Source organism: Paenibacillus sp. FSL R5-0490, assembly GCF_001956215.1.
In the GTDB taxonomy this organism is placed as follows: Bacteria; Bacillota; Bacilli; order Bacillales; family Cytobacillaceae; genus Cytobacillus.
In genome coordinates this window covers 164,658-178,413 of sequence record NZ_MRTQ01000001.1, presented here as the reverse complement: position 1 = coordinate 178,413, position 13,756 = coordinate 164,658, and the positions used below count along the sequence as shown (strand labels likewise).

The following is a 13,756-nucleotide window of genomic DNA, read 5'->3' as shown; positions in this document are numbered from 1 at the left end:
ATTCCTTAGAAAAACCTGGCCTAAAAGCCAAGCTCCTCAATAATATGAAAAAATAATTAGTGCATTAAAAATCTAAGTGAAATACAGAATTTATTCTGTCCTTCATTTAAACTTTTAATTTCTTTAAAAAAGGAATAAGAGGCCGCAGTACAACCTGCTTATTCCTTAAACTTAATTATTCTGCTGAGAAAGAAGCCAGTTCATCTTTTGAAGATGGAACAGTCAGATCACCATTCTTGATCTTTTCCTGCCATTCTTTAACTGCACCTTCGATTTCTGCTTTTGCAGATACTTCCGGGTTGATAGGAGCAAGGCCTACACCGTCTTCAGCCAATCCGTAAGTAGTAGTTTCTCCACCAGGGAAGCTGCCGTCTTTTGCCTTTGTAGAAAGGTCCTTAACAGCATTGTCTACACGCTTAAGGGCAGATGTAAGGATTACATTGTGCTCTTTGCCATCGATTTCTACTACACCTTCAGCTGTCTGATCTGAGTCAACACCGATTGCCCAAAGTTCTCTTGCCGGGTCTTTCTTTTTAAGGTCACGAGCTTCTTTGAAAAGGCCGTTTCCAGTTCCGCCAGCAGCGTGGAAGATTACATCTACGCCAGAAGAGTACATTTTAGAAGCAATTGTCTGACCCAATTCAGCTTTATCAAATGCTCCAGCATATTGAACTTCTACTTTAATATCAGGGTTTACCGCTTGAACACCAGCAAGGAATCCAGATTCAAAACGCTCAATAACCGGAATTTCCATACCGCCGATGAAACCAATTTTGTTTTCTTTAGTTGCATTTGCTGCAGCAACACCTGCAAGGAATGCAGCTTCCTGCTCTTTGAACATGATGCTTGCTACGTTCGGCTGATCTACGACAGCGTCAACGATACCGAAATGAGAATCTTTTTGCTGCTGAGCAATCTCATTGATTGCACCTTCCATTAAGAAACCGATTCCAAAAACAAGATCAAAGTCCTGACGAGCTAATGTATTAAGGTTTGTAGAATAGTCAGCATCTGACTGTGATTGAAGATAGTCAAATCCGCCTTTTCCTTTTTCAAGTCCATTTTCGTCACCAAATGCTTTTAAACCTTCCCAAGCAGATTGGTTAAATGATTTATCATCTACACCGCCGACATCTGTTACCATCGCTACAGAGAATGCTTTTTCTTTATCGTCTCCGCCAGCTGTTTCTCCGCCTTTTTCTTCACTTTTACCGCAAGCACCCAGAATTGTTCCAGCAGCAAGAACTAAAGATAGCGCCAATCCAAATTTACGCTTTTTCAAGGTTGGTACCCCCTAAGAAATTGTTTTTGCATTAGCGGAATGAATGATGTGTTTTCGTGCATCCCAAAAAGCTAGATTCTCTTTCTGAGGACATGGAAACTGAACTTATCAGCTCTGAAATAATTGACCGAATAAAGAATCGGAGTATCCGCTTCATCGAAATGCATCTGTTTTAATACAAGCAGTGCAGTTTCCGGGTCACATTCCAGAATTGGGGAAATTTTTTCGTGATAGCCTATAGGCTCTATTTGGGCAACAGCATAAGTGATTTTCCGGTTTGCCTCTTCTTCAAGCAATTTAAGAATCGACTCCTGTTCGTGGGAAAACGTGTCTGGAAGAATATTCTCAGGAACTTTATCCACACAATAAACGACCGGTTCACCGTTTGCTGTTCTAACCCGCTCAATCACGGCAATTTCCTGGTCTAAAGCACATGAGAACCTGCGGATATCATCTTCAGTGGGTCCCAGTGTTACAGAACTCAAGAAAACGGTTCCCGGTTTCATCCCTGCCTGCAAAATCATGTTTGTGACACTATTAAGCTGTTCGATGCCGGATGTAAATAGCGGCTTTGCATTGACAAAGGTGCCTACACCGTGACGGCGGATTATGACGTTTTCTTCTTCAAGAATGCGCAGCGCCTCCCGCAGTGTGGCTCTGCTGACACCAAGCTGTTTAGCAAGATCAAATTCGGACGGAAGCTTTTCTTTTTCTTTATACACTCCATCTTCAATGTCTTGTTTTAATCGATCGATGACTTGCAAATATAAATGCCGGTTATCTGACTTAATAGACATGCAGGGTTCCTCCAACTTCAGTTCTCAAGACATCAGACCTCTGATGTTCAATCATTCCTACTAATCGAAAATACTATAACACTTTTTACCCAATAAAGAAATAGAAATTTATCAATTTGTCGAAAAAAGGTGAAAAGAAAAAAATGTTTGTGAATCCCTCTGTACCAATTCTTTTTTTCTGGTATAATACTTCTTTGAAAACGATTACATTTAATGTTTCTGCCAAAAATGCACCAGTTAGAAAACCTATTTTGTAATGAGTTGAAAGTACCATACCTCTTTCATTTTATGTAAGCGCTTTTAACAGTATGGCATATTAAACTGTATTTTTTTATTGCCCTTATTTTTAGGCATATATCTTCCTGATACATGAAAAAAATGGCCGTCCGCAGACTGGCCATTTTTAAATATGTCATGCTTATTAATTTTAAGAGCTTGCTTCCTCCGAAGGCTTGCCCTGGAGCACAGATCTTGGCTTGCTGCCTTCATATGGACCGACAATCCCCCTTGCTTCCATTTCATCGATCAGTCTTGCAGCTCTGGTATAGCCAATCCTGAATCTTCTCTGAAGCATGGATACAGAAGCAGTCTGCATTTCCAATATCAATTCAACAGCTTCTTCATAAAGATCATCATCCACTTCTCCTGCAGCTTCCGGGATATCATCTGGAATCATTTCTTCCTGATATTGAGCCTTCTGCTGGCCGATGACGAAATCCACTATCTCTTCAACTTCTTCATCTGACAGAAAGGCTCCCTGTACACGGACTGGTTTTGATGCACCCACAGGAAGGAAAAGCATATCCCCTCTTCCCAGTAGTTTTTCCGCTCCGCCCATATCCAGGATGGTCCTTGAATCTGTCATTGATGAAACAGCAAACGCAATTCTTGAAGGTATATTTGCTTTAATTACACCTGTGATAACATCCACTGAAGGACGCTGAGTTGCAATGATTAAATGGATGCCTGCTGCCCGTGCCATTTGAGCAAGGCGAGTGATTGCGTCTTCGACATCGGAGGATGCCACCATCATTAAGTCTGCTAGCTCGTCCACTATAACAACAATATACGGCAGGAGGGGCTGCTGTGCTTCCTCTTCGGCATTATGCCTTTTTACATACTCATTGTAGCCTTCGATATTCCTTGTGCCAGTATGTGAGAACAGCTCATAGCGCCTTTCCATCTCACTGACAACTTTCTGCAGCGCCTGAGAAGCTTTCTTCGGATTTGTCACAACCGGCGCCAGTAAATGAGGCACCCCATTGTAAACATTCAATTCCACCATTTTAGGGTCAATCATCATTAATTTTACTTCATGTGGTTTTGCCCTCATCAAAATGCTGGTAATGATTCCGTTAATACAAACACTCTTCCCGCTTCCTGTCGCTCCGGCAACTAGAAGATGGGGCATTTTGTTGAGTTCTGCGAGGACAGCTTCTCCGGTTATATCACGGCCGAGCCCGATCATCAGCTTGGAGTCCGGCTTGTCATTTTGTTTGGATTCAATTACCTCCCTTAGAGAAACCATCGCCACTTCAGAGTTAGGGACTTCTATTCCAATAGCCGATTTACCCGGGATAGGTGCTTCGATTCGGATATCCTTCGCTGCCAGTGCCAGTGCCAAATCATCATTCAGACTAACGATTTTGCTTACCTTTACCCCAACATCAGGATGCACCTCATACTTGGTAACAGCCGGACCTAAATGAACCTGTGTCACCCTTGCTTTTACTCCAAAACTCTGAAATGTTCTTTCGAGCTTAGCAGCATTCGCGTGGATTAGCTCATATTCACCGCTTTGATCAGTTTGCCTTGGCAGTTTTAAAAGTCTGATAGGAGGCAGCTCGTAGTCTTTGTTTTCCACTTCTGTAAACGTGATAGGCGGCGCATTTTCATCCTCCGGCTCTGTGACTGCCGCTTCCTGGGACTGATCAGAAGCAGCTTCCCGGGAATCCTCCTGATAAGCTCTCTCGGCAAAGCTTGATATAATTGGTTCTGGAGTTGGTTCAGATACCTGTTCAGCAGAATTATTGATCGTTATCACCGTTTCAGGTTCTTCTTCCTGCTGAAGAGCGCGCTGTTCTTCTTCTCTTCTTGATTGCCTTTCTTCTCGTCTTTCTATGCCTTTTTGTTTCCATTCTTTCATATCATCTTTAAAAGCAGTCCATTGTTTCTTACAGAAATTAAGAATTGCGGCCATCATTTTCCCTGCAGCATCTCCGAACGTTTTTCCTGTCATAAGAACAAAACCGATAATAATTAATAAAAAGGCTACAATTTTTGATCCTGCTTCATCAAAAAGATAATAAAAGAGGGCGAAAAAAATAGCCCCAAGCATTCCGCCGCCTAAATCGGTTGTGCTTGTTTCTCCCCGGACTTCCATCCGGAAAAGTTCCCACGTATTGGCTATTACACTCGGGTCATCAAACTTCCCTCCATTTGAGAGAAGCTGAAATAATGTTACATGGCTCAACAGCAGAAGGGAGCTTATGATGAGGTAAATACCAATTAATTTTGTGTGGAATAGATAGGGAAGTGCCCTCTTCCACATCAGATAACCTGAAAAAATTACGAGTCCAATCAGGCTGAGCATGTACCATTCTCCCATAAAGAAACGGAAAAAAAGCACCGTTGCATTCCCGACCGCCCCGAGCCTGGCAATTGATATTACCGCAAGTGCCAGCAGAATCAGGGCAATCAGTTCAAATTTCATCGTCCGTTTCAATGTTTCGTTCTTTTTAGACTTTCTTTTCTTTTTTTTGGCCATATTATCACCTTATCATTATTCTTATTAACAGCATCATCTAAATTCCATTATGTAATACATCATGTCTGTTATGAAAGAAGAAGCAGCCATTTTTTGGCTGCTTCTAAAGTTACTTTTATTATATCATAATGATTCTAAATGAAGTTGTTTTTTGAAAGGATTTATCAGCTTAACTGCGTCAAAGTGATCATGGAACCGGGAGTGTACCTTTCATCCATATAATGGGTGGGATCGCTGCTCATGATCCTTAAAATGCGGCATTCCTGTCCCGCATTCATTTCAACAAGGAGAGGGATTCCTTCATATGAGACAATCTTCTGCTTGCTGAAATCGTCCTGCTCATTTTGGTAAATAAGTTCTTGTGGCATCATTGTATAAAGGATCATTGAACCATCACTTCTTCTTTTGGTTTATTCATATCGATCAGCTCATTCAGCTTTGCGAGCGCAGGCCCGACACCGCCTACTTCATCAATCAGTCCATATTCAACAGCATCCCTGCCGACCACATTCGTCCCAATATCCCTGGTCAGGTTGCCTTTATCAAACATTAGGTCTTTAAATTTCTGTTCCGATATATTGGAATGCTTCGTTACAAAATTAATTACCCGATCCTGCATTTTATCCATATACTCAAACGTTTGCGGCACACCGATTACCAGGCCGGTCAGTCTGATAGGGTGGATGGTCATCGTAGCCGTCTCTGCAATAAAGGAATAATCGCATGATACCGCAATAGGAACACCAATGGAATGGCCGCCTCCAAGTACTATTGAGACAGTTGGCTTAGACAATGAGGCAAGCATTTCTGATATTGCCAGCCCGGCCTCCACATCGCCGCCAACAGTATTCAAGATAACCAGAAGACCTTCTATCTTTGGGTTTTGCTCAATCGCAACGATCTGAGGGATTAAATGCTCATATTTTGTTGTTTTATTTTGCGGCGGAAGCTGAAGATGCCCTTCCACCTGTCCGACAATGGTCAAGCAGTGAATTTTGGAATCCTGAGACAGCTGCGGCACATTTGTTTGTCCAAGCTGCTGAATTTTTTCCATAAGGGCAGAAGGTTTATCTTCTTTCGGCTGTTCTTGCCCTTCTCCGCCCTCATTGCGGGTATTTTTCAAATCGTTTTCCATCCTTATTTCTCCCTTCAAGCAATATATTGTTAGTATGAACGCGTGATCATTTTTCATGCGCATTATTGCCTGAAGGTCAAAAGCAAAAAACACAGCCCTGCAATCGATGCGGGCTGTGTTTTGACTGTTATCCCTCCATAAGAATTGGAAGGATCATTGGTCTGCGTTTTGTTTTTTCATAAAGATACTGATTCAGACTGTCACGCATATCCTGCTTAATTCCTGACCAGTCAAATGCTTCTCTGGCAAGGTTCTGTTCTACCGCTTCTCTTACTATTTTTACAGCTTCCTCAAGAAGCTTTTCTGATTCCCTGACATACACAAATCCTCTTGTAATGATTTCAGGGCCAGCTGAGATTTTCTTTTCTTTTTTATTAAGAGTAACTACTACCAGTAATACACCATCCTGAGAAAGCAGCCTCCGGTCTCTTAAGACAATATTCCCGACATCGCCGACACCAATTCCGTCAATCAGAACATTACCTGATGGAATTTTCCCTCCGGGTACGATTGTGCCATCCTTGATTTCTGCTACATCGCCTTTATCCGGGATAAAAATTTGTCCGCTTGATAATCCGCACTCCAAAGCAACTTTTGCATGGGCTTTCAGCATTCGGTACTCCCCATGAACAGGGATGAAGAATTTGGGACTCATCAGATTAATCATAAATTTAAGTTCTTCCTGGCTGCCATGGCTCGAGGTATTAAAGGTTCCCTTTCCTGGGATTACCTCAGCCCCCGCTCTAAACAGCATATCAATCGTTTTGAAAATAAATACCTCAGTTCCTCTTAATGGTGATGCAGCGAGTAAAACGGTATCGCCCTGTTTAATATTGACCTGTCTGTGGGACTGCTTCGCCATTTTTTGAAGGGCTTCGATCGGCTCTCCCTGTGTACCCGTGGTAAGAACAACGATTTGGTCATCACTGTATTTGCCGATCTCAGCAACAGGAATAATCACATCTTCTCCTACCTGCAAATATCCGAGCTGCAGAGCAATGTCATAGATTCTCTGCAGACTTTTGCCGACTACTGCCACTTTCCTGCCTGTTTCGATCGCTGCATCAAAAATATGCTGTATTCGAATTAAGTCAGATGCGAAGGAAGCCGCAATGACTCTCCCCTTAGCAGCATAGAATGCAGCTGTCATCTCTCTGGCCACCTTCGATTCTGAGCTGGTGTAGCCTGGTTTTTCTGCTTCGGTACTGTCAGATAGAAGGCAAAGAACACCTTCTTCCCCTAAGCGCGCCATTTTGCCGATTTCAGGTTTGTATAAGTCAGTCGCTGCCTGATCGAATTTAAAGTCGCCGGTATACACAATTGCACCTTCTGATGTATGTATGGCAACACCCACACTATCCGGAATGCTATGGCTGGTTCTAAAAAAAGTTACATCTGCCGAATCAAATTCAACCCTGGTATCTGAATTGATTTCAATAAACTGTGCTTTGCCTTTGTATTCCTGTTCCTTCATTTTGGCTTTGGCCAGCGCCAGAGTCAGCTTTGTTCCGTAAACAGGTACATTGACCTTTGCAAGCACATAAGACAGTCCACCAATATGATCCTCGTGTCCATGTGTCAGAAAAATTCCTTTTACTCTTTCCTTGTTTTGAACTAGATATGTAACATCTGGTATCACGATATCAATTCCGAGCATTTCATTTTCAGGGAACATTAATCCGGCATCGATGACATATATATCCTCGTCCACCTCTGCCAAATACATATTCTTCCCAAGTTCTCCGACTCCTCCGAGTGCTGCCAGCTTGATGCTTTCATTCTGTCTCTTTTTCAATGTAATATCCTCCCATGCATGTTCAGCCGATCAAGATCAGTTATCCATATTATACTTGAAGTCGTAAAAACATGACAACCAAATTTATACATGGGCTTTATTTGAGCGTTCCTGGGGCTTTTTATAATTAGTCTCTGGTTTTTGGGCGTTATAAATCTGCCATATAATAAAATAAAAACCAACCAGCAAAGCACTGGTTGGCAAGCAAAGTATTATTTAAATAGGGCAGCAACTGCACTGCGTTCCTGTTCTGTTAATGGGACCATTGGAAGACGGACGGATCCGACATCCAGCCCTTTAAGCTGCAGCGCTGTTTTTACAGGCACTGGGCTTGGGGCTGCGAAAAGCCCCTCCATGATCGGAAGAATTTTTTGATGGATTTTTGCAGCTTTTTCATTTTCACCATTCAGGTAAGCTGTGATCATTTCCTGCATTTCATTCCCTATTACATGGGAAGCAACAGACACAATTCCAGTCCCGCCTATTGCCATACATGGAAGAGTAAGTCCGTCATCACCACTGTATAGCATAAAGTCATCATCCGTATTAGCAATAATTTTGGCCATTGCATTCAGATCTCCGCTTGCTTCTTTCACTGCCGCGATGTTAGAGATTTCGGAAAGGCGGATGATTGTTTCTGGCAGAATATTCACTGAAGAGCGTCCCGGAATATTATAAACCATTACCGGGAGGCTCGTGCTTTCCGCAATAGCCTTGAAATGCCGGTAAAGCCCTTCCTGATTTGGCTTATTGTAATATGGTGCTACGATCATGATCGCATCAACACCAATTTGCTCTGCTTTTTTCGTTAATTCAATGGATTCATACGTGTTATTGCTTCCGGTGCCGGCAATGACAGGCACCCGTTTGTCAGCTGCTTTCACTGCATGTTTGAATAATGCCAGCTTTTCCTCTTTTGTTAGTGTCGGGGACTCCCCTGTTGTCCCGGCAATAACTAAAGAATCTGTTCCGTTTTCAATAAGATGATTGATTAGCTGCGTCGTCTTAGGGAAATCAATATGTCCCTTATTATCGAATGGTGTTACCATTGCTGTTGATACTCGGCCAAATAGAACCATGTTTACACTCCTTGCAGATGTTTAAAAGATCGGGAAGAAACGGGCGGATCTGCCGCTTAGGATACAAATCCGTCGTTAACCGCTGAATGGCTTTCTTCCCCTTTTTAAACATGTTATTTTCAAAATTTTTAAATGTCTGTTCTCTCATATTCAGCTAAATCTTCTTCCAGGCGGAAAGCATCGTGCAATGCATTAACAGACTTTATCAAATCTGCCTGCTTTACCAGGACCCAGATTGTTGTATGGCTGTCTGCTGACTGCAGAATACGGATTCCCTGCTCGGACAATGCCGTAACGATCCGCGAGGCCACTCCGGGTACACCCTGCATTCCAGCTCCTACAACCGAAACTTTCGCACACTCTCTTTCAACCAGCGGATCATGACCCAGGCCCTTTAAAATACTAATTGCTTTATCGGTCATTTCTTCCGTTACGGTGTAGTTGACGCCATTAGGATATATATTGATAAAGTCAACACTGATTCCCTGGTTAGCCATGGCTTTAAAGACCTCAGACTGTAGATCGTATTGGTCTTTCTTCGCAAGGACCTTTATTTGTGTCACATTGGAAACATGGGCTATTCCAGTTACCGAACGCTCTTTAATATCTGTTCCGCGTCTGTTCTTATTCAATGTTGTGACAAGGGTTCCTGGACTGTCGGAGTATGTTGAACGGATTCTGATCGGAATTTTTGCCTGCATAGCAATTTCGACTGCCCGGGGGTGAATGACCTTAGCACCCTGATATGCCATATTACAGACCTCTGTGTAAGTGACCACTGATAATGGGCGCGCATTTTCAGCAATTCGCGGATCAGCGGTCATAATGCCTTCCACATCAGTAAAGATATCTATCCACTCCGCATTTAAGGCTGCTCCAAGAGCCGCTGCAGAGGTATCACTGCCGCCCCTGCCGATCGTTGTGACATCACCGGTTTTTGATGATCCCTGAAATCCTGCAACCACGATCACATCATGATTTTCAAGCTCTTTCAAAAGCCTGTCGCATTTCATATCGATAATTTTTGCGTTAGTATGATCATTATTCGTTCTAAACCCTGCCTGTGCACCAGTCAGAGCTGCTGCTGTGATCCCATGTTCTTTTAGCATGTTTGAAAATACAACACTTGAGATGATTTCACCGCAGGATAAGAGCAGATCCGTTTCGCGTTTGCTGATTTTGGTATTATTGCCTTCTACCAGCGAAAGCAGTGTGTCGGTTGCATATGGATCACCTTTTCGGCCCATTGCCGAAACAACGACAACAACCTTGTATCCATCTGCCAGCGCTTTTTTAATATGCTTAGCTGCATGCTCGCGGCTACTCTCGTCGCGGACTGATGTGCCTCCATATTTTTGAACGATGATATTCATTAAAACACCTCTAACCTCTCAACATGAAGAGAATACGATAACTATTTCACTATTCCCAGATTAATTAAACTTTCGGCGATCTGCACGGAATTCCATGCTGCCCCTTTAAGAAGATTATCAGAAACTACCCACATATGAAAGCCTTTATCTTCATCCAGATCTTTGCGGATACGGCCGACGAACACATCATTTTTACCGACACAATCAGCTGGCATAGGGTATATTTGATTTTCCGGATCATCCTGCAGGACAACTCCAGGTGCATTTCCCAGAAGGCTCTTTACTTCATTTGCCGTAACGCTGTCTGATTCCACTTCAAAATAAAGGGACTCTGAGTGGCCTGTTGCCACTGGAAGACGCACGCATGTAGCAGCCACTTGCAGCTCTGGCATATGCATGATTTTTTTTGTCTCATTGATCATTTTCATTTCTTCATACGTGTAGCCGTTATCCTGAAATTTATCAATTTGCGGGATCGCATTGAATGCAATTTGATAATGTTTTTTATCGCTCTTTACAGGAAGAATTGACGGCACATACTCTTCGTTATTTAAAATGGCTTTTGTCTGCTCATTCAGCTCTTGAACTGCAGCTGCTCCAGAACCTGAAACAGCCTGGTAAGTAGAAACAATTACTTTTTTCAAGCCGAATTTCTCTTTTACCGGCTTTAGTGCAACAACCATTTGGATTGTTGAACAGTTTGGATTGGCGATAATGCCATTATGCTTATGAAGGTCATCTTCATTTACTTCAGGTACGACAAGAGGCACATTTGGATCCATACGGAAAGCACTTGTGTTGTCTACTACAATGGCACCATGTTCGACAGCATGTGGAGCCAGTTCCTGTGAAACGCTTCCTCCCGCGCTGAATAGTGCGATGTCCACGCCTTTAAAGCTCTCTGGCTTTGCTTCCTGAACCGTATACTCCCGGCCCTTGAATGTTACCTTTGATCCGGCAGAACGGGCAGATGATAAGAGGGTTAATTGAGAGATCGGAAAATCTCTATTTTCAAGTGTTTGAATCATTTGCTGGCCAACTGCACCAGTTGCTCCAACTACCGCGACATGAAATCCTTTTTTCTGTTCCAAATTTCTTTTCCCCTTCCAATACCATTATATTTTTCTAGCAAAGTTAGTTTTTAGTGAAAAACAATAGCCCAAAATTCAATAGAACGGCAGCCAAAGTCAATTGGCAGCCGTTTTCCTGCCTGATTATAAAGATGGCAGGCTTCCATTTATATTATCAGCATATTGTTAATACTCCAAGAGGTTAATATTTATTTTAAACAGACCTTGGAGGTTGGTTATCTTAATAATCTTTATTCTAACATATTCGTTCACTAAAGGACTAAAATTTTTGCTAGAAAAAATAGGGGGCTAATTGTCGTCTTTGTATCTTTCCACTAGGACCGGCTGAAGCTGTTTGCCTTCCATGGCATGAAGCACTGTATCAGATAATGCTGTCATTCTTGCCACCATTGAATTCGGCTTTTTCACAGGATCATCCTGGCCATATGGAATAAAATAAATATTTTTCGTTGCCATTAGTCTCATTAAGTTTACTCCATTTAATCCCAATGCATCATTTGTGGATATTCCCAGCACGACTGGTTTACCGTTTCTTAAAGTTGCCTTTGCTGCCATCAGGACAGGCGAGTCGGTCATCGCATTGGCGAATTTGCTCATCGTATTTCCGGTAAGCGGGGCAATTACCATGCAATCAAGAGGGATTTTAGGTCCCAGCGGCTCCGCTTTCACAATCGAATCAATCACTTTATGACCAGTCAGGTCTTCAATTCTTTGAACCCAGTCTTCCCCTTTTCCAAATCTGGTCTCAGTGCTCTTTACCGTAAAGGTGACGACCGGGAGCACTTCAGCCCCTGCGAGAACAAGTCTTTCTATTTCAGGGAACACTGCATCATATGTGCAATGCGATCCTGTTAATCCGAAACCTATTCTTTTCCCTTTCAAATTCATATTGTATTCCCCTTTCTCTTTTGCAAATCTTCCTTAATCAATTGAGAAAGAACATTCGCCAGTATTTGTCCGGCTGTTTTCGGAGCAACGATTCCAGGCAGGCCAGGGGCGAGCAGTGCTTTTACTCCCCGTTTTTCTGCGTAGCGAAAATCGGTGCCTCCGGGCTTGGAAGCCAGGTCAATGATGAGCGTATGTGTCGGCATCTTCGATATGACGGACGCTGTTACAACTAAATGGGGAGCAGTGTTTATGCAAATATCAACATCTTTTACCGCATCCTCAATTTCCTTCAGGTTAAATGGAGTTAACCCCATTTCCGTTATCCTGGCGATGTGCTCACTTTTTCTCGCTCCCACCTTTACTTTTGCACCCAGGGCATGAAAGGTTCTTGCGACACTCATTCCAACTCTGCCAAGGCCTATTACGGCTATGTTAGAACCATGAATGGTGAAATCTGTATGCTGGATTGCCATCATGATGGTTCCTTCAACTGTTGGGATGGAATTATAAATAGCTACATCATCCCGTTCAAATAATTGAACAAGACGGCGGTCCGCCGATTTGGTTACTCCGGTTAAATATGAATTGGTTATGCCGGAATAAACTGTACAGTGTGCTGGAGTCTGAGCGAGGATTTCCTCTTCAAAAATCACTTTTTCATTGGAGAAAATCGTTTCAATCTGCCCCTCCAGACCCGTACCGGGCACAGGCAGGATAATTGCGTCTATATTGGTAAAGTCCACTTCATCTATTTTTTCTTTTACCGCACCTGAGAACGCATGATCAAGCTGCTCAAAACCAATTAATGCGAGCTTTGCATCAAGCTCGGTCAGTTTACGGATGATTTCGAGCTGCCTTGCATCACCGCCGATGACTGCAATTTGGGTTCCTGTCAGCATGCAACACTCACCTTCTTTTTTCTTTCTTTTTAAGAAAGCATTTATTTTTGAAGCCAACAACTTCATGACTCCTGTTAAAAAGTATCCTTGCACCGGCAACGCCGCTTTACTAAGCAGTTGCAAAAGACAGCAATTGCAAGCAGTTTTATCTTTAAACGAAATGGCGTTAAATTGGGGCCGGCAAATCAATTAATAATCATAAGGGAATTGTTGTATTGAACTACTTCAACATCTTATGTATGAACGGGGCAATAGGTGAGTTTTCCACTTAAAAGAAAATGGGTCAAAGTTGGAGGGATTTATAAAGGGATGGAGGAGATTAACTTCCCGGTAAAAACAAAAAGGACCTAACCGGCCCTTCCTTCAAAACTATTCCTGCTGATCTACAGAATCCGGGATATCAATAATGATCATGTCATTTCCTATCTTCCTGATATGCTGCCAAGAAACCCGGATTTCATCTCCCTGGCGCTTGAAGCCAAACCACTTTAATGAAGGGATGAGCAATGCCTGAATCTGTCCACTTTTTTCATTTATTTCAAGGTCTGTCTGCCCAAGTACTCCCAGCCGTTCTGCACGCTTCACATCCACAATTTCCTTTCCGCTCAGCTCACTTAATCTCATCATCTTCCCTCCTTTTCTCTTCTCTA

The 13,756-nt window shown here is 42.7% G+C and carries 12 protein-coding genes; all 12 read right to left on the bottom strand.

The genetic code is table 11. The annotated features are described in order from the left end of the window. Positions 1 to 175 precede the first annotated feature (175 nt). The gene (locus BK139_RS00855; protein WP_076255870.1) at positions 176 to 1,282 is read right to left on the bottom strand and encodes a BMP family lipoprotein; all 1,107 of its coding nucleotides are present in this window, start codon (positions 1,280 to 1,282) and stop codon (positions 176 to 178) included. Between the two features lie 71 nt (positions 1,283 to 1,353). Next, positions 1,354 to 2,079: a GntR family transcriptional regulator gene (locus tag BK139_RS00850; protein WP_076255869.1), complete on the bottom strand. Its 726-nt coding sequence runs from the start codon at positions 2,077 to 2,079 to the stop codon at positions 1,354 to 1,356. A 427-nt stretch (positions 2,080 to 2,506) separates the two neighbouring features. Continuing rightward, positions 2,507 to 4,846, bottom strand: a complete 2,340-nt coding sequence (locus BK139_RS00840; protein WP_076255866.1) for a DNA translocase FtsK — start codon at positions 4,844 to 4,846, stop codon at positions 2,507 to 2,509. A gap of 164 nt (positions 4,847 to 5,010) precedes the next feature. Continuing rightward, positions 5,011 to 5,232, bottom strand: coding sequence for a YlzJ-like family protein (locus tag BK139_RS00835; protein WP_061791018.1), 222 nt, complete (start codon positions 5,230 to 5,232; stop codon positions 5,011 to 5,013). Further along, positions 5,229 to 5,981, bottom strand: a complete 753-nt coding sequence (locus BK139_RS00830; protein ID WP_076255864.1) for a ClpP family protease — start codon at positions 5,979 to 5,981, stop codon at positions 5,229 to 5,231. The genes BK139_RS00835 and BK139_RS00830 overlap by 4 nt, the downstream gene beginning before the upstream one ends. Positions 5,982 to 6,108: 127 nt before the next feature. After that, the gene (locus BK139_RS00825) at positions 6,109 to 7,776 is read right to left on the bottom strand and encodes a ribonuclease J (protein ID WP_076255863.1); all 1,668 of its coding nucleotides are present in this window, start codon (positions 7,774 to 7,776) and stop codon (positions 6,109 to 6,111) included. Between the two features lie 212 nt (positions 7,777 to 7,988). Continuing rightward, positions 7,989 to 8,855, bottom strand: coding sequence for a 4-hydroxy-tetrahydrodipicolinate synthase (gene dapA / locus BK139_RS00820; RefSeq protein WP_076255861.1), 867 nt, complete (start codon positions 8,853 to 8,855; stop codon positions 7,989 to 7,991). Between the two features lie 128 nt (positions 8,856 to 8,983). After that, positions 8,984 to 10,228, bottom strand: a complete 1,245-nt coding sequence (dapG, locus tag BK139_RS00815) for an aspartate kinase (RefSeq protein ID WP_076255860.1) — start codon at positions 10,226 to 10,228, stop codon at positions 8,984 to 8,986. Positions 10,229 to 10,269: 41 nt separating this feature from the next. Beyond that, on the bottom strand, positions 10,270 to 11,319 hold the full coding sequence (asd, locus tag BK139_RS00810) for an aspartate-semialdehyde dehydrogenase (RefSeq protein WP_076255858.1): 1,050 nt from the start codon (positions 11,317 to 11,319) through the stop codon (positions 10,270 to 10,272). 288 nt (positions 11,320 to 11,607) lie between these two features. Next, positions 11,608 to 12,207: a dipicolinate synthase subunit B gene (gene dpaB / locus BK139_RS00805; RefSeq protein ID WP_076255857.1), complete on the bottom strand. Its 600-nt coding sequence runs from the start codon at positions 12,205 to 12,207 to the stop codon at positions 11,608 to 11,610. After that, positions 12,204 to 13,106 (bottom strand): dipicolinic acid synthetase subunit A, encoded by a 903-nt coding sequence (gene dpaA, locus BK139_RS00800; RefSeq protein WP_076256224.1) that lies wholly within the window; start codon positions 13,104 to 13,106, stop codon positions 12,204 to 12,206. Before dpaA ends, dpaB begins: the two co-directional genes overlap by 4 nt. A gap of 369 nt (positions 13,107 to 13,475) precedes the next feature. Continuing rightward, positions 13,476 to 13,730, bottom strand: a complete 255-nt coding sequence (locus BK139_RS00795) for a YlmC/YmxH family sporulation protein (protein WP_076255855.1) — start codon at positions 13,728 to 13,730, stop codon at positions 13,476 to 13,478. Between the last annotated feature and the right edge of the window lie 26 nt (positions 13,731 to 13,756).